A 22,282-nucleotide genomic window follows, 5' to 3' on the forward strand; every position below is an offset into this window, starting at 1 on the left:
ATAACTATCGTCCATATTATACCATCAGTCACTTAAAAGGGCAATCGTAAATGTGCCCGGGGCATTTTGAAATATTAGCCAAACATATTAAAAAATGAAAAAACTCCCGCTTTATCGGCCCTTTGACCATAAAGCAGAAGCTCCAAAAATTAATCTGACCTTTTGGTAATATATCCCTCCAGGCATTATCACAGTTTATTTCATTCCTTCTGGCTTAATGAATGTATATCTGATTCATCCAAGCTTTCTTTTAGAGCATTTTAGTCATCCGAGCTTTTCTCATCGGGTCTTTTCTCTTGCGTATTTTATTCCTCTAAACATTTTATTATTCCATCACACACCGCCTGTGCCACTTTTTTCTGATATTCATCTGTAACCAGTATAGCAGCCTCTGCCTGATTACTCAAAAACCCACACTTGCTTTTTTCTCCTCGCTATTTTTATTTTTCTCCTGCATCAACGCCTTTTGTTTTAAAAATGAATCTTTACTTATTCCCCCATCTAAATACTGCTCATATACTCCATCCATGATTTTACGTTTCTCTACCTCCGGATGGCCTTTAACCATTTTGCTCTGAGCCGTTATTACAGGCGCTGCCACTTTGCCTTGTAAATCACCCTGTAGCTTAACTGCATAATATACCCTTCGTGTTCCGCACTGTCTCTTTGCAAACAGCCAGTTTTATTCCTGTTTTCTGCTTTCAACAGTCATTCCTCCTTTCTCGGTCATACTAAAGACTCCTACTGATTCGGCCCTTTACCTCTCGGCTACTATGGCCTCTGCTGACTTCTGTACGTTCAGCACCGCCTTTCGACGATGGTTACCTCTTTCTAGGCGTATCGTACAGACCTCCCCGGGTACCACACGTTTCTTTCTCTCCATCCATCTGCCGTATTTACCACACATGCTTCCGTGTAGTCATTGGGCTTCAACTTGCTTGGCAGCCTTACCCTCATGTATAGCCTCTTATGCGATTTCTGTTCGTCAGACCAGAGTTTTGCCCGTTGGTTAGTATGTTCCCAACATCCAGCTTCCTTCAGATTCCACCTCGCGATGGACACCCTTGCCTTCGGCTATATCCTTCCCACTACCGGGCGGATTCCGGACTTGCACCGGTTAGAAACGTGCGCCGCCGGGCGCACCAAAGTAATAGGGTCATACGCACTCGTATGCCCCTATTCTCTAGACTATCTTATTTCCCGATAGCCCCTTTTTCTCAATCCTGATTCATCAAATCATCCAACTGAAGTATCGTCATACTTATGCTTTCCTCTGGTTAAATCAGCAGAAATTTTATCATACTTCCTGTCCAGATTGTAAAATAACATCGAGGTGATAGCAATCGCTGTACAAATAGCCGGTACCCATATAAAAGCAAAGTCAATCGAAGTAAGGGCAGAAGCGGATGTCGGATCCGCATTAAAATTACCTGCGGCCAGAATCCATCCCAAAAAAGCTGCACCTAACCCAGAGCCTATTTTCTGACTGAAGGAGGCCGCCGCGTTTCCCATTCCTACTGCTGAAATACCATTCTTCCATTCCCCATATGTGATAGAGTCTTGAAGCATGCCATACATAGGAGCCGCTGAGGCGCCAAATCCAATCCCCTTTATGATGGACATTACAATCAAAAGAGATACACTGCCTGTGGCAAAGGCGGTTCCAGTAAAACCAATCACTGTAACAACCAAACCAAGAATACACAAATTTCTCTTAGTTATTTTTCTCATAATAAATGGTGTTACAAACATAGTAACAATCTGCGCCATAGAAAGCGCATTGGCAATCGGTGAATAAATATCTGTGTCGTTCAGGCGATACTGTGCGAAGTAAATACCCGATCCAAAGAAGGTTGACATCATGATATTAAGCATAAACATAAAGATCACAATAATTACCCAGTAAGGATTTGTGACTAAACCTTTGAGTATTTGAGGAACGGATGCTTTCGACTCCGGTATCTGCCGCTGTTCTTTTTCACTATTTTCAGCGGCCAGATCTTCGGCATTTTCGGTCACACGTTCGCGGCATAACAGGAAACAAAACACGTTGCATATAATTGCTGCAACCATTAAAATAGCAATGGACATACGCCAGCCACTATTGGTATACTGTTCGCCATTGCCAAAGAATCTGGTCATTCTAAGAAGAACTGTATTAAGCGTCATGGTGGCCGCCGTAGCAGTAATGAATTGCAGATTCCCCAGAAGTCCTCTTTCATACTGTACCAGTGTCATAAATCCGTTCATAGAGTTAAAGGGAACGCTCATACCGGTATAAAATATAGAGGCCACCAGATTATAAGTAATAAACATATAGGCTGTCAGCCCTGCACCGCCCAGACTTGATGGAGCACTAAACATTAACACGGTACAAACCGCCAGCGGAAGACTTAAGCGAATAATCCAGGGACGGGCTTTTCCGAATTTGCTTTTTGTATGATCTACCACATAACCCATAATTAAATCTGTAATTCCATCAAAAATTCTGGATATTGCAATGATACTTGCCGCAACTGCTGGATTGGCACCAGCAACACTGACATAGTATACAAGTAAAAATGATGATAAAAGAGAATAGGTAATATTGATTCCATAACCACCAAGGCTATAGCCAAGCCTTTCCTTAAATGACAACTTTCCGCGGGGATCTAATTTTTCCTTCATGACAACTTTCCTTCCTCTGGGAATATTAATTGTTTGTCCCAAGTTTTACTATATTCTTTAGCCACATATCTGCGAGTGGAACCCATTGAGCTACTGTTTCATTTATATCACCCGACTTCTGAAATGTCGCCCGATCAGCAAGCGCCAACCCGTGCGCTCCTTCACTAAAAATATGAAACTCATAGGGAACACCATGATCTGCCATTGCTTCCACAAGCCGAATGGAATGTCTTGGATCTACAGATTTGTCCGTTGCTGTGGTCCATATAAACGTCGGCGCCGTCTTTCGGGTTATCATGTAATTAGGGCTGCAAGCTCTCATTTTTTCTGCTGGCGGATCTGTTTCTCCAAAATAGTCCTGATACATCCATCTATAACTATCTCTTGTCAACTCATCCATTTCCAAATTGTATTGAAACTCCCAGTCTACAAATGGATAGCCTACAATGCAAAAGGCCGGACGCAGCTGAGCTTCTGTTGTATGCAAGCTTTCCGTGAGAATACTACGGAACCAGCTGGATGCGTACATCGTACAATTATGACCACCTGCCGAAAAACCACAGATACCGATCTGTTCCCGATCAATGCACCACTCATCTGCGTGTTTTTTCACAGTCAGCATTGACATACCAAGTTCTATAAGCGGTGCTGGATACTGAACCTCCTTTTTATCAGGGGGTAAGTTTTTTAGATTCTCAGGCCATACATTTGTGCCCCCAGTAAAAACAGAATAACGCAATACAAAGGTATGAAATCCCATTCCTGCGAACCGCATTGCTATCGGTTCGGCTTCACGGTCTGAAAGCATCACATAAGCCCCGCCAGGATTCACAATAATCGCAGGTCTTCTCTTTCCTGCCGCTAATTCTGGAGAATCATCCAGAATATATGCTGTGAGGGTCACATCATCTCTGTTCTCATATAGTCGGTGCGTTTCAATTTTCATACTAAAATTCCTCCCTTTTTCACTATGTTGTCTCAATTATATCAGGGATAGCTCTCTATTTTTATCAAAATACTTGTGTTTTTATCAAGATTCTTTCATTCTCCAAAAAAGATTTTTCTCTGTTCTGATCTCTATATTGCTTTGGCGTCATACCAGTCACTTTTTTAAATGTTGCACCAAAATGACTGCGTGAGGAAAAATCAAAATAATAGGCAATGTCAGTATAACTATAATCCGAATAAATCAAAAGATTCTGAGCATAGTATATTTTTTGTCGCATAATATAATCAGTAATTGTGATCTCTTCTTTTTGCCGAAATAGGTTAGAAAGATAACTTTCATTCAGGCCAATTGCATCCGCTATTTCATGAACTAATATTTTTTCATGCAAATGTTTATAAATATATTTTTTACAGCTTTCTATATATGGGTTGGTATTCTTCATTTTTTCCTGTTTTTTTCTGTTTCTTTCTGCCACAATTCTAGTCAGCTCCATTTCTGCATTTCTAGTAACAGCAGTCAGACTTTTGACACTATTTTGATTCTCAATCTGAGCCATATAATTATCACCAAGTTGAAATGCCTCTTCCGAATCAAGACCTCCCTCTATAGCCGAACGAACTGATATTGCGATTACGGTAATGCAATTGTTTTTAGCGGAACGAATAATATTTTGTGAACTGACTCCTAATCTTCCAATACGAGGCTCCTCAATAGCATTCTTTAGCTTCTCTATATCCCCTTCACGTATAGCACTTTGCTCCCGCTCCTCCTGCATATAGGAATTATGAAGCCATCCATTCTCCTGCTGCCTAAAATGATATTGTGAACGCATCTCCTCTATATTTCTTTCATATTGGATGCTGCTATTATTTTTCATAAACTCTATATAATTCATCTCCGTGCCAGTCATATAATCATAAAGCATCAACAAGGCTTCAACTAATGTTAAGAAAGGACAATAAAAAGCAGGATTTTGGGGGAGACTTTTGTAATCAGCGTAAAAACAGACTGGTCCAATCAAAAAAAGATTTTCTTCACAATCTGCTGCTGCTCCAAATACAACATCATCATCGCTGTTCATAATTCCCACCTTTATCTCTCTTAACCTTTTGCCTTCTTCCTCAGAAAAATGAGGCAATTGTATATGATCACTCCCCGCATAATTTACAAGTAGTTTATTTTCTGCATCAAACTTTATAATTGGAACATGAATCACTTTTTCTAAATGCCTGCAAAACTTATCTACATTTAAATTTGTATGTATCATTTTTATATCTCCTCCCTATTAACGGTAATGTCAAATTTAACTACCTGTCCGGCACCCTTCATATGGTATATTCATTATAAAACAATTATAACGAAAAATCCAAAAGAATGGAATGGACAAAGTCCATTCCATTTAACAATTCTGTAATTTTAAAAGATTAACCTGACTCAGGTCTTTTTTGGTTATTCTAACTAGTAATCCCGTTATCCTTATCTATTTTACACTTACTCAGCTTTAGCCGCCGAAACGCGGCATATTCTTCCGCAAGACGCTCCAACTCCCGCTGTTCTGACGACTGGAGATGTTCCCATGCAATCATGGACAACTATAGTTTTTCTTTCAGCGTTTTAGTCTTCCATATACCGACAATGCGCCCTCGACCTGAACCGGTTCTACTTCCTCCGCAATGCCGCTCCACAGCCGCTTGCCCTGTGCCGTCGAGCATCACAGCCAATCAATGAATGATTCTAATGTTGCCGGGCCATAGCAATGCATAAATCTGCGCACCAATTCTTTCTCTGCACCCGGCAGTCTATCCGGCTTATGACCTGTCCAATTTTCAAATGAAGTAAACATCGGACTGATCCCATGCCGCTCCCCAAACACCACCAGGACTGCATCTGTCTTTTCAATCCACTCTGAAACACTTAAAACAAACGTATGTAATCAGATTCCTCATCCAATTTTTTATAACATCCGCTGCTCTTATATTGTTATGTTTTGCACCTGCCATATCAGTAATGCAAATATCATTCTCTGGAATTATCAGGCAAAAAACTTTACCCATTTGACTTGTCCCATAGGACATAGAAACGCTGGAATTTGATATTTTAATCATACCAAACCACAGCGCTCATTTAAAGTAAATTATCCACTTATTTCTACTTCTCCAAACACTTCAAAACTCCATCACACACCGCCTGTGCCACTTTTTCCTGATATTCATCTGTAACCAGCATAGCAGCCTCTGCCTGATTACTCAAAAACCCACACTCCACAATAACAGTTGGGCTCTTTGTCTTTTTCAGCAGATAGTAACTGTCATTGGCCTTGATCTCCCTTGCCCGGTCCACCGCCAGTCCCTGATTCAGCGCTTCCTGTATGTAAGCTGCGATCTTCTGCCCATCTGCAGACTGGGAATAATAAAATACCTGAGGACCATGCACCGACTCGGCAGTATAACTGTTCTGATGGATGCTCACCGTAAATCTGGGGTTGGCGCTGTCAATTAGTTCACATCGTTTTCTCATATCCTGCTGCTTCTTATTGGAAGCACCGGGATCATAAAGCCCATCCTGCGTTTCCCTGGTCATTACAACCGTAACTCCTTTATCTGTGAGGATTTTCTGAATTTTCTTGGCTATTGCCAGATTCAGATCTTTCTCAAGAGCTTTATTAATCCCAACCTTTCCAGGGTCATCTCCGCCGTGTCCGGGGTCCAGAACAATTACTCTGTCCGAGCTCACCTGACTCCCACCAGGTTTACCAACCTCAGATTCAGCTGTTACTGCCGCACTTTTTGCCAGCCTGCTGTCAGCTGCCAGGCTTCCGCCCATACTTCCCAGGAAATAAGCACCTACCAGCACCAATATTCCCATTCCCAGTTCTATCATATTTTTTCTCATAAAAATATCCCTGTCTCATACACTTATTACCAGTATATGCGGCAGGGATATGCTACATTCTATGACTTCTCTATTTGTTTATAAAACTGTCCCATGGCTGAAGAACAGCTTTCTTTTTATTATAATTCATTTTCGATATAACTTTACTGCATCCTTGCTTTAACTTACATATTTTAAAATGACGTCCCAGATGCTTGCTCTTTCAAATCCAAGCTTCCAGGCGGCGATTCCACCCAGATTGTATTCTTTAACTAATTTAGCCTTTTCCTCAATGGACTTCTCATTCTCCAGCCAAATCTTATAGTTGTTGCCGTCACCACCGGTAAACTCTGCATAATCCTGCATAGTTCCTTCGTCCCAGGCTGCCTCAACCCCATTATTTGCAAGAGACTCATCTGCCTGATCCATACCAATCGCTTCACTGGACAACTCCGTAGAGCCGTTCTTATTTGTTGTGATCTTCCACAATCTGGTGTAAAAAGGAACTGCATTGATTACCTTCTCTGCAGGTACTTCAGCAATCGTCTCTGTAATTCCAGCCTTTACAAACGGCATGGATGCCACTGAGCCGGCTTCTTCAGAACCCACATAGTGCTCATCATAACCCATTATAATGACATAATCTGCTACAATACCCTGTTCTTTTCGGTTATAATGTGCCGTAAACGGCTTCGGAACCGGATCATCTATAGATAAAACAATTCCATTCTTGCGGCATTTTACTGAAAGTTCACGAATGAACTGAATATATCCGTCTGCAGCATCCTCCGGAATTGTCTCAAAATCCACATTAATTCCTTCAAAGCCATTTTGAATTGCGGATGCAATCAGTTGATTTGTAATCTTTTCTCTGGACGCTGTAGAACTTAATACCTTTGTAGTATCCACCTGTTCACTGAAATTGTCAATTAATGCCCAGACTTCCAGATCGTTGGCATGTGCAGTTTTAACATAATCCGCGTCTGCCAGACTGGTGAGGTTTCCATCATTATCAGCAATAGAAAACCAGGTTGGTGAAATTACATTTACCCCTTTCAACTCTGCAATATCAGTTGCGAGAGCTGCATTAGAGTCTTCGTTTGTCACCTGATGCCAGACCAGATTAATCTTATGATCCCTGGTAATGCTGGTATATACCGGTTCTTCAAAATCTCTGCTTGTCTCTTCTTCACGTGAATTTGCCAGACGCTTATTTTGTACGTAACCAATATACCCGTCTTTCGTCATCACCTTGGTCCAGTCATCCATTACTTCCAGGACTGTTACCTGATCATTCTTCTTTACATCTGTCAGAACCGGACTTTTAATTCCGCCCTGATAACGGACACTTTCTGACTTCTTCAAATCTGCATAAGTAACTTTACCCCATTTATATGTAACAATCATGCGGCTTGGATCTTTTTCTATTTTATAATCCATATTCGTATACTTCTGCACGAAATCAGCTGCCAGATATACCTTATCCCCATCTACTTTTACAATTTCATAATTTTCATTCTGTTTATTTGCTGAAACAGTATACTCTTTTTTCCCTGCCGGTATCGTTATGATATCCGTAGGTGTAGTATAGATACAGATATTGGCACTTGCATCCCAATAGAAACGGCTGTTTAAATAATTCTTAACCGCTTCATAATCGATATACGCAGTATCACCAGATAAAAATCCCTTATATTCAACCACCTGATCCTGAAGGATCAGCGCCATTTCATTTTCATTTGTGATTCCAAAGTATTCTTCCACGCTCATCCTTTCATTAGTTGGCGTGTACTTCTCTACAACTTTTGTAGCTATACCAATTAAAGCAACGATCGCAATCATGACAACTGCGGCTATAACCGGTACAATTTTTTTCTTCATTCATTGCACCTCCTGTTTTATTTATCTCTCCACCTGTCTAGTATAACACATTTTTACGATTCGTCATTACATAAATCGACATTTTTTATACAATTACTGCCATTTGATTGCAAAGGGGGCCTTGTCTTCAACAGCGTTATATTTTATCGAACCCAATACCGTAAATTTCATTACGGTCATTGCTGTAATAATCCCTCATATAATTATTTTCCTCTCTCGCTGTGCATGCTCTTGCGATGCTTTCGGGATCACTGGGCTTTCCGTCCAGCCACAGAGAAACCCCTGCCTCATCGTACCTTTCTAATTCCTGATACAGCAGAGCATTAAGCGGAACTTTCTTTTTACGCTTTTTATTTTTTTCTGGTTTCATCCTCATCACTCACTTCCTAGACATCTGTACGCATCTGAAATTTCCTTAGGTGCATGTGATATATTATTTTCAAATGCGCAGGCTTTTTACAGCTTTCGTCTTTATAATATCAACTACATCTAAGAGAAAACAGGGACATAAATCCAGAGTTTATAGAATCATCTCAACAGGTGAATTCAATTTAACTTAATTGGAAAAATGCAATGAATTAATTGCTCGAAATCTGCGAAGAATATCGCTGATCAGATATATTGAAATATAGAATCAAAAAGAATATAAATATTTCCGGGCTACTCTCCCCTCCTTTTTATCTCTTTTTATGTCCTATATCTTCTCTTAACGTTTATTATATATAATAAGTTATGAAAAATCAAGTAATTTTTTTAAAAATTACTAATTCTAGTGTATTGACTTATATACAAAGATTGTTTATACTATGGGTTACCCAGTAATGATATGATTTATCGCAGTTTTCACGTATTTGGGATCAGATGGGTATGGATGAAAATGTATAAAAAAGAAGAAATAAACCAGTGATTTACTTTACATATTTGTATGTAACAGTATATAATATAAATATAAGAAGACATTAAGTTTTACAAGCGCTTCGACCTTGCGGCAGCTTTATCTGCCTGCAAGAATAACCCGATGTGTTCGTATCATATTTGGATAGGATGTGATTATATGAAGATAGAAAAAATCAACGACAATCAGATACGCTGTACGCTGACGAAGGAAGACCTTATTGATCGCGAATTAAAATTAAGCGAACTTGCCTATGGTACAGATAAAGCAAAATCTCTGTTTCGTGATATGATGCAGCAAGCTGCCTATGAGTTTGGATTTGAGGCAAATGACATTCCACTGATGATAGAGGCAATTCCAGTTTCCCAGGATTCCATTATTCTCATTATTACAAAGGTAGAAGATCCGGAAGAACTGGATACAAGATTTGCAAAATTTGCTCCGACAGACGGCAGTGAAACAGTAGATGCCGCACCTGCTTCACCCTCAAAATTAGAAGGTGCGGACGATATTTTAAGTTTATTCAAGAAAATTCAGGAAGCTAAGAAGTCACTGAATGAAAAAACACCTGCAAGTACGAAGAAGAAATCTTCAAAGCAGGAGCCTGTATTAGATATACCATATAACCTGACAAAATTATACAAATTTCCCCAGCTGGATTCAGTAATACGGGTTGCCGGTGTTTTAAACGGAAGTTATAATGGTTATAACTCTCTTTACAAAGATGATCATGCGAAAACTTATCATCTGATCATCAGCAAATCTGACCATACACCGGAAGAATTTAATAAAATTTGTAATATTCTTTCAGAATATGGCATGAGCAGCAAATATTCCGCTGCAACAGAAGCATTTTATACGGAGCACATGGAACAGATTGTTGCAGAAGATGCATTGCAGAAACTAGCATTGCTTTAAAACCATCTGCAAATGCCTGTCAAGCAGGATTGCCCATCTACTTTTTAACAATCAAAAGCCGCATCGATCGATGCGGCTTTTTTATGATTTCATCTATTTACTTACGCTGTCCAGATATGCATTCAGTCTTGCTACTAAAACATCTGGTTCGATTCCATGAACCATAGCTGCTTCTTCTAAAGATTCAGCCTGTGAAGACGGGCATCCAACGCAATGCATTCCACCTTCCATCAGCACAACAGGCATTTGGGGATCTAATCCAATGATTTCGCCAATCAGCATGTCCTTTGTTACTTTTGCCATGTCTATTACCTCCTTCGTCATTTCAGATGTCCCTTATTATAATACTTTTCTTTTTATTATGCAAGGAGTAATATTGATTTCGAAAAATCAACAAGAAACGTGTTCATAATTTATTCATTTGTCATTCAAAAAACCTTTACTTAACTAACATTCTTTCTTCATTTCTATTGCATATAATAATATTATCAACAGGAACAAAAGACAACTTCTTAAGTATTAAGTTACTATTTTGAATAAACTTTTTCATAATAATGCCAGGTAGGACAGCTACCTGGCATCCTCCCTTTATAGGGAGTTTTTTTTGATAAAATATTAAAATAACCTGCTTAATTCAAGATTAACCCAAAGATCATTTATTTTGCTTGGATTATCCTGTTATCAGCAGGCTATTTTTACATAAATAGTAAAACTTATATTAAATAACTTTTCTTTTCAATTAAAATAATTATTTGGGAGTGTGAGTACAAAATCTTCTTTTTATACCTCAAATAATAAATCACCATAAGATGGCATAGGCCACTCCCCTTTATCCACAATCATCTCTAACTGATCCACCGGAATACGAAGTCTGGCCATGGCTTTATCTACTTCTTGATAATAATACATAGCCTGTTCCTGGCCTGACGGCTTACTTGCTGCTATTTCTGTTACTTCTTCCAGATGGGTAAGTTCCTTCTTCGTAACTGCAAGTAATTCGGTAGCCTCTTTCAGCAGCACTATGGAAACCTGAGCCTCTAACCCTGCCTGAACTACTGCATTTACCGTGTCTGCAAGATTACGTATATAACGCAGCACTGCCGGAATAATATGTTTGCTGGCGATATCAATCATTGCCCTGGCTTCAATATTGATTGCTTTAGAGTATCCCTCATATTGAATCTCAGCCCTGGATTCCAATTCCGGCTTTGTAAATACATTAAATTTACTGAATAATTCTATTGCTTTATCTGTTACAAGTGCAGGAATCGCTTCTACCATTGATGTGATATTAGGCAAACCTCTCCTCTTCGCTTCCTCCACCCACTCTTCGGAATATCCATTTCCATTAAACACAATTTTCTCATGTTCGCTTGCATATTCTTTTATAAGATCATGCACTGCCAGATCAAAATCATCTGCTTTTTCTAATACTTCACAAGCCTCTGCAAAAGCTTCTGCTACTATAGTATTAATTACTACATTACATTCCGCTACAGAATCCCTTGATCCTACCATACGGAATTCAAATTTATTACCGGTAAAGGCAAACGGTGAGGTTCTGTTTCTGTCTGTTGCATCTTTGTTAAAGTCTGGTAATGTCTTAACACCTGTGTGAAGTCTTCCACCCTTCAAACTGTGCGTTGCTGTACCGGTACTAATCAGCTGAGTCAATACATCCTCTAACTGTTCCCCTAAAAATACAGAAATGATCGCCGGCGGTGCTTCATTGGCTCCTAAACGATGGTCATTTCCAACATCTGCTGCAGATTCGCGTAATAAATCCGCATGTATGTCCACTGCTTTAAGAATACAAGTCAGAATCAATAAAAACTGTATATTTTCGTGAGGTGTTTTACCTGGCTCCAAAAGGTTAATTCCATCATCGGTTGTAAGAGACCAATTATTATGTTTACCAGATCCATTTACGCCTGCAAAAGGCTTTTCATGAAGAAGGCACTGAAGCCCCTGTTTTTCAGCCACATGCTTCAATGTTTCCATAATAATCTGGTTATGATCTGCCGCTACGTTGCACTGTGCATAAATAGGTGCAAGTTCATGCTGGGCGGGAGCAACTTCATTATGCTGCGTCTTTGACGATACCCCCAGCTTCCAGAGTTCTACATTTACCTCTTTCATAAACTTGGCAATTCTCGGTCTGATGACGCCAAAATAATGATCATCCAATTCCTGTCCCTTTGGAGGCATCGCTCCAAATAACGTTCTGCCTGTAAAAATCAGGTCTTTTCTTTTTAAATAATTTTTTCTATCTACAATAAAATATTCCTGTTCAACGCCTACCGAAGGAGTGACTCTCTTAGATGTTGTATTGCCAAAAAGGCGGATTAGACGCAGTGCCTGTGTCTGTACAGCCTGCATCGAGCGTAAAAGCGGTGTCTTCTGGTCTAAGGCTTCTCCTGTATAGGAGCAAAAAGCAGTTGGGATACAGAGAATTGCACCACCTTCGTCTTCCCTTACAAATGCTGGAGACGTACAGTCCCACGCGGTATATCCTCTTGCTTCAAAAGTAGCACGAAGTCCGCCCGAAGGGAAAGAAGATGCATCCGGCTCTCCTTTAATCAACTCTTTTCCTGAAAACTCCATCAAAATGGAACCGTCTTGGTTTGGAGCTGTAATAAATGAATCGTGTTTTTCTGCAGTAAATCCCGTCAATGGCTGAAACCAGTGTGTATAATGGGTTGCACCTTTTTCTACTGCCCATTCTTTCATGGCAGCAGCAACCACTTCTGCTATCATCGGATCCAGCTCTTTACCTTCATCAATTGTCTTATGTAACTCTTTATATACCTTTTTGGGAAGACGTTCCTGCATCACCTTATCATTGAATACATTCTGGCCAAACAATTCAGCTACATTTATATTATCGCTCATCGTGTTCCTCCACTTTTCTATCATCGCCACAGGAATATGGCATCAATTTATTATTTGCTATACGCATAATACCGTACTTTTTAAAAAATTGCAAGTAAATCACACGAATTTTGCTTGTGCATGTACTATTATATAATGTTATATGGATTATAATCATTTACTATTAATGACATCTTTTTCAATCTTATCCTCTTTCCACCAATATATTTTATACCTTGATTTTTATTCAAATAATCTGATACTTTTCCAACAAATCCTGCCTTTTATCTTGCTCACAAGCAAATTCAAAAAATTCCTTTGTTTTTCCATCCTCAAACATCTTTTTTGCCAATCGCCCCATAAGTTCAAGACCTATTAACTCTCCTTTGCGTTTTCCCTTTTGTTCTCCTCTTTGCTCCCCTTCTAATATCATTTCATCTATCGCCTTACACATATCTATCCCTCCTTCATCTGTTTTAGCTAATCTTTGGAATTCCAACAACTGCTTCTTATGCATAAATACTGCCGCAACTTCATATGCATCTAATGCCATATTTTTGTAATGTTCTTTATTTTTTTCTATAAACTCCTTAAATCCCTGCTTCGAATCCTTATTCTGAATCAGTCCAAATACTGCCTTTAAATCCGTCTCAAACTTCTCATAGTCTTTAATCTTACAAATGTTTATTACCCGTATCGAATAATCCGGTATGTACTGCCTTAAAAACTCTTTATCTACCTCATCCCCAAACATATCAAACAATGACATCGGCCCATTCCATTCTTCTTCTCCATAATATACTACTTGAGTCATAACAGGAGATATCGTATCTGTTTTTCTCATTCCCGACAAATATTCTGTCCCATCCATTTTGTCTTTGTTCTTTTTATGCTGCTTCTTCAAAGCGCTGACCTGGTCATTGTAAGTCAAAGCATCATACAGCATGCACCTCAACGGCATTGCATAATGTATTTTCATCTGGTTTTCCATACCTAAAATCATGAACCGAATACCGGTTTTACCGGATACCTTTTTTACAATATCTCTATTTCGCTTTATTACACCAATATCTCCTTCTTCTCCATGTAATGCCATCCCGGAAAGTGGATTTATATCCGACAACTCTTCCGGGGAAATTCTCATTTTTCCCCGAAACACCTGATGGTTATATAGGTCTGCAAATCTTTCGTTATCTGATAAATATTTATTAATGATTACATCATTTTTCAATACTCTGCTATACCCTCCCTAAAAGTTTTTATGAAATACGAACATTATCTTAATCTGGCAGATTAAAACTAGGATCTTTTTTCTATATCATACTGCATCATAAACCAAATTCCGGTTTAGCTAATGATAATATACTCAATATTCAATTCTATTTATTTAAATGAAAAAATTTGGCAGAAACGCCGTTGAATAAAAGATTTTATACTTTATGAAACAAGTCTAACACAAACGTCTATATATTTCAAGAGATTATTTTAAATATTTTTCATTGCAACATATTGATTTACCTTGGTTTTTCTAACATCCTTTTTTACAAAGCCGGCAGTACTACATACATTTTTTACCCATACAGATATTAGAGAAATTAATTGACTTAATAAACCTTGTTTTTTCTACCGGCTTTGTATAAAATTATCTATAGCGAAATGAATTGGCATTTCATTTCTAAGTCAACGCTCCGCCCCCAATGGCGCTTTAAAGGCGGAGCATTATGAAGCTTTACTATACTTCGAAGATTAGGTCTCCATAAGACGGCATCGGCCACGACTCTTTATTCACAATCATTTCCAACTGGTCGACAGGCATACGCAATGCGTCCATGGCAGGCATTACTTCTTCATGAAAATATCTTGCCTGTTCTTCGCCTTCTGCTTTTTGTGCGGCAATTGAGGTCACTTCTGACAATTTATCCAATGCATTTTCTGCTGCTTCCAGCAAGTCACTGGTCTTATCTAGTAATCTGGATTGAACTTTTGCTTTGGCTCCTGCTTCTTTTACAGACACAATAGTATCCGCAAGCTCTTTCGTATAATGAATTACTGCAGGTATTATCTGTTTTCCTGCAATGTCAATCATTGTTTTCGCTTCAATATTAATCGCTTTTGCATAAGCCTCATATTGGATCTCCACACGGGATTCCAGTTCCGCCCTGGTAAATACTCCAAATTTAGCGAATAAATCCACAGCTTTATCTGAAACAAGTGCAGGAATCGCATCTACCATGGATTTGATATTCGGCAGACCTCTGCGCTCTGCTTCTGCTACCCATTCATCAGAATAGCCGTTTCCATTAAAGACAATTCTCTGATGATTTGTTGCATATTCTTTGATCAGATCATGTACTGTAATGTCAAAATCTTTCGCCTTTTCCAAAACATCACATGCCTCAGCAAATGCTTCAGCGACTATTGTGTTCAACACGATATTCGGTGAAGCAATGGAATCCCTGGATCCTACCATACGGAATTCGAACTTGTTTCCCGTAAACGCAAAAGGTGAGGTTCTGTTGCGATCCGTAGCATCTTTTGTAAAATCAGGAAGTGTCTTTACACCGGTATGCAGAACCTCACCTTTAATGCTCTTGGTCGCCATCCCGGTACTAATCAGCTGTTCCAGTACATCTTCCAGCTGCTCACCCAGAAATACGGAAATAATTGCAGGGGGCGCCTCATTTGCTCCCAATCTGTGGTCATTTCCAACATCTGCGGCAGATTCACGCAGAAGATCCGCATGTTTATCCACTGCTTTTAGAATACAGGTAAGCACCAGTAAGAACTGAATATTCTCATGAGGCGTTTTTCCAGGATCCAGCAGATTAATACCATCATCAGTGGTAATTGACCAGTTATTGTGCTTACCGGAACCATTTACCCCTGCAAATGGCTTCTCATGAAGGAGACACTGTAAACCATGCTGGCAAGCCACCTTCTTCAATACTTTCATAACAATCTGATTATGATCCACCGCTACATTTGCCTCTGCATAAATCGGCGCTAATTCATGCTGTGCCGGTGCAACTTCATTATGCTGTGTCTTTGAAGAAACACCTAATTTCCACAATTCCTCATTTACGTCTTTCATATAAGATGCTACTCTCTGACGGATTGTTCCGAAATAGTGATCATCCAGTTCCTGCCCCTTCGGAGGCATCGCTCCGAATAAAGTACGTCCCGTAAATATCAGATCTTTTCTCTTCAAATATTTTTGTTTATCCACCAGAAAATATTCCTGTTCCGGTCCAACGCAAGCGGACACTTTCCTGGAAGTGGTATTTCCAAATAATTTCAAAAGACGTATCGCCTGATCGTTGATGGCCTGCATAGATCTTAAAAGCGGTGTTTTTTTATCCAATGCTTCACCTGTATAGGAACAAAAAGCTGTTGGAATGCAGAGAATTGCTCCTGCAGCATCTTCCCTGACATATGCCGGAGAAGTACAATCCCAGGCTGTATATCCCCTGGCCTCAAATGTTGCCCGCAGACCGCCGGAGGGGAAGGAGGATGCATCCGGTTCTCCCTTGATCAGTTCTTTACCGGAAAACTCCATAAGCACTGTGCCGTCTGCCCTGGGTGCGGTTATAAATGAATCATGCTTCTCAGCCGTAACACCTGTCAGCGGATGAAAAATGTGGGTATAGTGGGTAGCTCCTTTATCCACAGCCCAGTTCTTCATCGCTTCTGCAACCACATCAGCAACCGCAGGATCTAATTCCTTGCCTTCATCAATTGTCTTTCTTAATTCTTTATATACTTTTTTTGGCAGACGTTCCTGCATCACCTTATCACTAAATACATTTTCGCCAAATATCTCCGTTACATTTATTAATTTACTCATATCTGATCCTCCATTTTCCTGCACAAAAAAAGGGCACTCCACCTATGGCGGAACACCCTTGTTCACTCTTTAATCGCTTATCAATTTTTAATCTGAATATAAAATACCCTACTTTGAGTAAAAATGCAAGCAAATTTTTATGTTTTTTGAATATTTTTCGTTACCGGCATACTTCGTGTCTGTTTCTATGCCTGGTTAACAGATCCGAATAATTCCATTTTTTCTTTCACAGTTGCTTTGATTGCTTCTGTTCCAGGAGCTAATAATTTACGTGGGTCAAATCCTTTTCCCTGTAAATCTTTACCTTCTTCGATATATTTACGTGTAGCTTCTGCAAAAGAAAGCTGGCATTCTGTGTTTACGTTGATCTTAGCAACACCTAAGTCGATTGCTTTTTTGATCATGTCTTCCGGAATACCTGTACCACCGTGAAGAACTAATGGCATTGAGCCAGTTAATTTCTGAACAGCGTCTAATGTTTCAAAGCTTAAGCCCTTCCAGTTTGCAGGATATTTTCCATGGATATTTCCAATACCAGCTGCTAACATATCTACACCAAGATCTGCAATTCTCTTGCATTCTTCCGGATCAGCACATTCGCCTGCACCAACAACGCCGTCTTCTTCACCGCCGATAGAACCTACTTCTGCTTCCAGAGACATTCCTTTTTCTTTACAGATCTCAACTAATTTCTTAGTATTTGCAACATTTTCTTCGATTGGGCTGTGAGAACCATCATACATAATAGATGAGAAACCAGCTTCGATACATTTCATACAGCCTTCGAAGCTGCCATGATCTAAGTGAAGAGCAACCGGTACAGTGATGTTTAATTCTTCCATCATACCGTTTACCATTCCTACTACGGTCTTGTAACCTGTCATATATTTACCAGCGCCTTCTGATACACCTAAAATAACCGGTGAATTACACTCCTGCGCTGTAACGAGAACTGCCTTTGTCCACTCCAGGTTATTGATATTAAACTGACCTACTGCGTAGTGGCCTGCTTTTGCTTTGTCTAACATTTCTTTTGCTGATACTAACATCTCTATTACCTCCATATGATATATTTAAAGCCTCATTAAAAAATTGTCTATGCGACCATTATAACCTATCTTTGAATAAAAATAAACTATTATTTTACAATAATGGGAATTGCCTGCTTGTGATTGATGATCTCAACATGCTTGTGATCACCGCCAAATTCGCCATCCAGCGTCCAAGGAATCTCTTCCTCTGCCTCCATAACGATATAGTCCGTCTTAAACGAATGTATATATTTGGAATTTACTTCTTTCATAAGCAGAGCCCCTATAATCTCCTGAAGCTCCAATGGATTCTGGGGTGTACGGATTAACGTCACCTCATAGACACCATCATTTAACTTTACATGTTTTCCTGTCATGTTCCGGAATCCGCCAACAGAATCTGAGTTGGTGATCATTCCATAAATAAAATCCCCTTCTATGGTCTCATCATTTGCTTCTATCTTCATCTTATAAGATTTAATTCCATAAAGCCGCTTCACGCCCTCCAGTACATATGCCAGATGCCCTAAAATGTTCTTTAGCTCCTGTCTCGTCTGGTATGATACATCTGTAAAAATTCCAAATGCAGCAATATAAACAAAATAATCATCATTAAAAGAGCCAACATCACAAAGGTAAGGCATTCCATCCATAATATCCTGTGCCGCCTTAACCATATTCTTTGAAAGCTTCAGACTATTGGCAAAATCATTGGTACTTCCCGCAGGAATATACCCTACCGGGCAATCAGCACCGCTTTCCATCATTCCCGTAATTATCTCGTCCAGCGTTCCGTCTCCTCCGCTGCAGACAACCATATCATATTCACTGGCACGTTCCTTTGTCATCTTGCAGGCATCCAGAAAGCTCTGCGTCGTATAGGAATGTACATCATAACCTCCTTTGACGAAAATATCAATTATCTCCAGAAGCTTATTCTTAATAAGACCTTTACCTGATTTGGGATTGATTATAAATAGCATTTTCTTTTTCATAACATAACACCTCAATACCCCTCTAATGTATGAACCTATTCTACTACCAAAGTTTCACAGATGCAATCATTTTGTTTTTAGAAAAAATTTCATGAATTAAACCATTTCAAACTAGTTGCAGCGTACCGGTTTTCATTTTCTTGAGATTATGCTATACTGTCCTGAGAAAAGGAGGTGTGATACAATGATTTATAAGACAAAAGGGGTCTGTTCACAGGCAATTGATTTTGAGTTAGACGGCGATACCATCAAAAAAGTAACTTTTGTTGGCGGCTGCTCCGGTAATACTCAGGGCGTTGCGCGTCTTGTTGAAGGAATGAACGTGGACGAAGCCATACAAAAACTGGAGGGCATTAAATGCGGTCCAAGACCTACATCCTGTCCCGATCAGCTTGCAAAAGCTTTAAAGGAAGCAACCGGGAAATAAAATATGAGGCTGTTACCTAAAAGTCATGCCAAAGTGTCTTATTCATCAACACGAATAATAACCGTGGTACTGACCGGGTAACAGCCTCATCTAAATTTTTATCTATCCCATTTATCGCACATTGCATTGATCTGGTCTGCAAATTTTGCCAAATCTTTATTCGCCCCGCCTTCGTTATGGCGGATAACTGTAAGCAGTCTTTGCCCGGCACCCAATAATCTGGCAAATACTGTATTCGCTCTTGCCCCCATAACTGTCATGTTCTCAGTATCCTTTACGATTGGAACCGGATGTGCCTCTTTAATAAACACATTTTCAGCCAGGTCAAATATTGTTCCGCTATATGGCGCCGTTGCTTTTAAATGCAGTTCATCACATAAACGATTTTTAAATATCTCACATACACTGTCTTCCCCATGAGTTACAAATACTCTGTCAGGCTTCTTTTCAATTGCCGAAACCCACCTGATCAATCCTTCATTATCCGCGTGTCCGCTAATCCCCTGCAGCTTGCATATCTCTGCATGCACTTCAATTTCTTCTCCAAATAGTTTTACTGTTTTTGCGCCTTCTATAATAGCCCTTCCTAAAGTTCCTGCAGCCTGATATCCCGCAAATACAATCGTGCTGTCTTTACGCCACAGATTATGCTTCAGATGATGTTTAATTCTTCCTGCATCACACATGCCGCTTGCAGATAAGATAATTTTGGGACTGTTATTAAAATTAATATTTTTGGACTCATCACTGGTAATTGCTGTCTTTAAACCGGGAAATCCTATGGGGTTAATCCCCTGATCCAGAAGCGAGGTTGCTTCTTCATCAAAATCTTCTCTCATCCGCTCGCGGAAAATACTGGTGGCTTCCACAGCAAGAGGACTATCCACGTAAACTTCAAATCCTTCGTGGTTCTTAATCAGATGCTCTTCTTTTATCTTACGAATAAAATAAAGGAGTTCCTGGGTTCTTCCTACTGCAAAAGAAGGCACCACAACATTTCCTCCTCTGTCGAAAGTTCTCTGAATAATCTTCGAAAATTCGCCTACGTAATCCGGTCTGCCTCCATGGCTTCTGTCACCATAGGTAGACTCCATGACTACATAATCTGCATCCTGAATATATTGGGGATCCCGAATCAGCGGTTGATTCTCATTTCCGATATCACCAGAAAATACAATCTTTTTTTCACAGCCTTTTTCATTTATCCACACTTCAATAGAAGAAGATCCAAGCAGATGTCCCGCATCTATAAAACGTATCTTTATGCCATCTGCAATAGGAATAATTTTATTATAATCATTTCCTATAAAACAGCTGATTGCCCCATTAGCATCTTCCATATCATACAATGGTGCAACTTCAGCTTTCCCGGCTCTTTTTCCTTTTCTGTTCTTCCATTCAGCCTCAAACATCTGAATGTGCGCACTGTCGCGCAGCATAATCTCACATAAATCCTGGGTTGCTCTGGTTGAAAATACCTGCCCCCTGAATCCTCTTTGGTATAAAAGGGGAATCTTCCCGGAATGATCAATGTGGGCATGTGTTAACAGCAGCATATCAATATCACTGGCCGGAACGGGTATATCCTGATTTTCAAAACAGTCAGGCCCTTGCTCCATACCACAATCGATCAGTATCTTTTTTTCGCATGCCTCCAGATAATAGCAGCTTCCTGTTACTTCATGTGTTGCCCCTAAAAATGTCAATCTCATAAAAAATGCCTCTCCTTTCGCCCAAACATAGTTGTATAAGAATATTATACTCTGTTTAGTGCTATTAAGATAGGCATTTTCAAATTAATATTTAATTGTAATCACGATGCTTGTAAAATCCAGAACAGCATAAGCCAAAATCCTCAGATGTTACTGTAAACTGCTGATATGGACTGCTCATACCGATGTCCCTGATTGCTTCAGCGTTGCTAAAATCAGATTTTGGTCCTACAAAATACTGTTTATATCCTTTTGGTCCAATATCCAGAAGTCCCTTATCCCACTCAGCAGAGTTTCCACCGTTTGGAATTGCGACAATTCTGACCTTATTCCAGACATCTGCAAAACGCTTTTTCACCGCTCCCAGATTCTTCCGGAGATTCACGGTTCCCAAGAGCAAGCTTCCATCAATGTATTCTCGTTCTCCTGCTCCATTGTGCTTTTTACATAAATCAAAATCATTATATAGCCCACATCTCATACCGCAGCTTGGTACGCCAAGATTAATGCATACACTACAAGGTTCATCGGCAGTGAGATATTTAACTGCCATAATTGTATCTTCCATCTTTTTGTCCATTTTTTCTGAACCATGGTATACAACCAGTCCCTTTTCTAATTCTTCACCATAAACAGCGAAATCAAAACGCCATCCGTTACAAACAAAAGACAGATCTTTTTCGACCTTACAAATTTCATCCACACCAACGTGTTGCATAAATCCATATGGATCCCTGATAAAACTAAGTTCATTTTCATCGAACACCTTAGCATCTTCAGCTTTATTTGTAAGCACTTTCAATTCATCCAAAGTAAATTCCGGCATTATTACCTTACCTACTTTTGATACCATCAGAACTTCCACTGCTTTATGTATTGAAAATGAGCATAAATCCGCCAATATCATGATTTGATATTCTGGCACTTTTTGAAATCTCTTGTCTGGTTCTGTCTTTTTGCATGCCGAATTCATCAATCCACTAATGTAAATAAATTGGCATTTCTCATCTATATAGTTGTCCACGATACTTCCTGTATGGCATATTCCACACTCAATGTTTTGAAATAAAAAGCGATAGTACTTTGCATTCATGATTTTTTTACTCCCCTTTGTCTAATTCGTTCATATGTAGTAATGTTATTATACTTCCTTTAACTTATGCTGATTATAATCGTATTTAAAAAATGAATGGTAATGTACGGGACATTCATTTAGCCAAT

The 22,282-nt window shown here is 39.5% G+C and carries 20 protein-coding genes; 2 read left to right on the forward strand and 18 right to left on the reverse strand.

Annotated features, from left to right (window positions below; translation table 11 throughout):
• Nucleotides 1–305: 305 nt before the first annotated feature.
• The 10 genes from CD03_RS37300 to CD03_RS0120145 form a co-directional block, all read right to left on the reverse strand.
• Nucleotides 306–407: an N-acetylmuramoyl-L-alanine amidase gene (locus CD03_RS37300; RefSeq protein ID WP_081820310.1), complete on the reverse strand. Its 102-nt coding sequence runs from the start codon at nucleotides 405–407 to the stop codon at nucleotides 306–308.
• Nucleotides 404–568: a hypothetical protein gene (locus CD03_RS38325; RefSeq protein WP_197041682.1), complete on the reverse strand. Its 165-nt coding sequence runs from the start codon at nucleotides 566–568 to the stop codon at nucleotides 404–406. The genes CD03_RS37300 and CD03_RS38325 overlap by 4 nt, the downstream gene beginning before the upstream one ends.
• A 668-nt stretch (nucleotides 569–1,236) precedes the next feature.
• On the reverse strand, nucleotides 1,237–2,667 hold the full coding sequence (locus CD03_RS34180) for an MFS transporter (RefSeq protein WP_044289532.1): 1,431 nt from the start codon (nucleotides 2,665–2,667) through the stop codon (nucleotides 1,237–1,239).
• 25 nt (nucleotides 2,668–2,692) lie between these two features.
• Nucleotides 2,693–3,613 (reverse strand): alpha/beta hydrolase, encoded by a 921-nt coding sequence (locus CD03_RS0120115; RefSeq protein ID WP_027295167.1) that lies wholly within the window; start codon nucleotides 3,611–3,613, stop codon nucleotides 2,693–2,695.
• Between the two features lie 64 nt (nucleotides 3,614–3,677).
• On the reverse strand, nucleotides 3,678–4,883 hold the full coding sequence (locus CD03_RS0120120; protein WP_027295168.1) for a helix-turn-helix domain-containing protein: 1,206 nt from the start codon (nucleotides 4,881–4,883) through the stop codon (nucleotides 3,678–3,680).
• A 187-nt stretch (nucleotides 4,884–5,070) separates the two neighbouring features.
• Nucleotides 5,071–5,202: a hypothetical protein gene (locus CD03_RS38975; RefSeq protein ID WP_255348104.1), complete on the reverse strand. Its 132-nt coding sequence runs from the start codon at nucleotides 5,200–5,202 to the stop codon at nucleotides 5,071–5,073.
• A gap of 125 nt (nucleotides 5,203–5,327) precedes the next feature.
• Nucleotides 5,328–5,492, reverse strand: coding sequence for a DNA glycosylase AlkZ-like family protein (locus CD03_RS40055; protein ID WP_395023610.1), 165 nt, complete (start codon nucleotides 5,490–5,492; stop codon nucleotides 5,328–5,330).
• 272 nt (nucleotides 5,493–5,764) lie between these two features.
• Nucleotides 5,765–6,508, reverse strand: coding sequence for an N-acetylmuramoyl-L-alanine amidase (locus CD03_RS0120135; protein ID WP_081820312.1), 744 nt, complete (start codon nucleotides 6,506–6,508; stop codon nucleotides 5,765–5,767).
• Between the two features lie 159 nt (nucleotides 6,509–6,667).
• A complete protein-coding gene (locus CD03_RS0120140) occupies nucleotides 6,668–8,368 on the reverse strand; it encodes a glycosyl hydrolase family 18 protein (protein WP_027295170.1) in 1,701 nt (566 codons plus the stop codon).
• Between the two features lie 136 nt (nucleotides 8,369–8,504).
• Nucleotides 8,505–8,738 (reverse strand): hypothetical protein, encoded by a 234-nt coding sequence (locus CD03_RS0120145; RefSeq protein WP_044290161.1) that lies wholly within the window; start codon nucleotides 8,736–8,738, stop codon nucleotides 8,505–8,507.
• Nucleotides 8,739–9,422: 684 nt separating this feature from the next.
• Here CD03_RS0120145 and CD03_RS0120150 point away from each other — a divergent pair.
• Nucleotides 9,423–10,181: an adaptor protein MecA gene (locus CD03_RS0120150; protein WP_027295172.1), complete on the forward strand. Its 759-nt coding sequence runs from the start codon at nucleotides 9,423–9,425 to the stop codon at nucleotides 10,179–10,181.
• Between the two features lie 93 nt (nucleotides 10,182–10,274).
• Here the strand turns inward: CD03_RS0120150 and CD03_RS0120155 are convergent, their stop codons facing one another.
• From CD03_RS0120155 to CD03_RS34185, 6 genes are all read right to left on the reverse strand, one after another.
• On the reverse strand, nucleotides 10,275–10,484 hold the full coding sequence (locus tag CD03_RS0120155) for a DUF1858 domain-containing protein (RefSeq protein WP_027295173.1): 210 nt from the start codon (nucleotides 10,482–10,484) through the stop codon (nucleotides 10,275–10,277).
• Between the two features lie 477 nt (nucleotides 10,485–10,961).
• Nucleotides 10,962–13,073 carry a glutamine synthetase III family protein gene (locus CD03_RS0120160; RefSeq protein ID WP_027295174.1) on the reverse strand — a complete coding sequence of 704 codons (2,112 nt, stop codon included), beginning with the start codon at nucleotides 13,071–13,073 and terminating at the stop codon, nucleotides 10,962–10,964.
• A 226-nt stretch (nucleotides 13,074–13,299) separates the two neighbouring features.
• On the reverse strand, nucleotides 13,300–14,283 hold the full coding sequence (locus CD03_RS0120165; RefSeq protein WP_027295175.1) for an Rpn family recombination-promoting nuclease/putative transposase: 984 nt from the start codon (nucleotides 14,281–14,283) through the stop codon (nucleotides 13,300–13,302).
• A 501-nt stretch (nucleotides 14,284–14,784) separates the two neighbouring features.
• The gene (locus tag CD03_RS0120170; protein ID WP_027295176.1) at nucleotides 14,785–16,896 is read right to left on the reverse strand and encodes a glutamine synthetase III family protein; all 2,112 of its coding nucleotides are present in this window, start codon (nucleotides 16,894–16,896) and stop codon (nucleotides 14,785–14,787) included.
• A gap of 185 nt (nucleotides 16,897–17,081) precedes the next feature.
• The gene (gene fba, locus CD03_RS0120175; RefSeq protein WP_027295177.1) at nucleotides 17,082–17,945 is read right to left on the reverse strand and encodes a class II fructose-1,6-bisphosphate aldolase; all 864 of its coding nucleotides are present in this window, start codon (nucleotides 17,943–17,945) and stop codon (nucleotides 17,082–17,084) included.
• Between the two features lie 89 nt (nucleotides 17,946–18,034).
• Nucleotides 18,035–18,922 carry a diacylglycerol/lipid kinase family protein gene (locus CD03_RS34185; RefSeq protein WP_044289534.1) on the reverse strand — a complete coding sequence of 296 codons (888 nt, stop codon included), beginning with the start codon at nucleotides 18,920–18,922 and terminating at the stop codon, nucleotides 18,035–18,037.
• A gap of 184 nt (nucleotides 18,923–19,106) precedes the next feature.
• Here CD03_RS34185 and CD03_RS0120185 point away from each other — a divergent pair, with 184 nt between their 5' ends.
• On the forward strand, nucleotides 19,107–19,349 hold the full coding sequence (locus CD03_RS0120185) for a TIGR03905 family TSCPD domain-containing protein (protein ID WP_027295178.1): 243 nt from the start codon (nucleotides 19,107–19,109) through the stop codon (nucleotides 19,347–19,349).
• 98 nt (nucleotides 19,350–19,447) lie between these two features.
• Here CD03_RS0120185 and CD03_RS0120190 read toward each other — a convergent pair whose 3' ends face one another.
• Both CD03_RS0120190 and CD03_RS0120195 read right to left on the reverse strand, forming a co-directional pair.
• Nucleotides 19,448–21,061, reverse strand: a complete 1,614-nt coding sequence (locus CD03_RS0120190; protein ID WP_027295179.1) for an MBL fold metallo-hydrolase RNA specificity domain-containing protein — start codon at nucleotides 21,059–21,061, stop codon at nucleotides 19,448–19,450.
• 91 nt (nucleotides 21,062–21,152) lie between these two features.
• Nucleotides 21,153–22,154: a hypothetical protein gene (locus CD03_RS0120195; RefSeq protein WP_027295180.1), complete on the reverse strand. Its 1,002-nt coding sequence runs from the start codon at nucleotides 22,152–22,154 to the stop codon at nucleotides 21,153–21,155.
• Between the last annotated feature and the right edge of the window lie 128 nt (nucleotides 22,155–22,282).

Origin of the sequence: Robinsoniella sp. KNHs210 (assembly GCF_000686105.1) — a bacterium.
GTDB classification, from domain to species: domain Bacteria; phylum Bacillota; class Clostridia; order Lachnospirales; family Lachnospiraceae; genus Robinsoniella; species Robinsoniella peoriensis.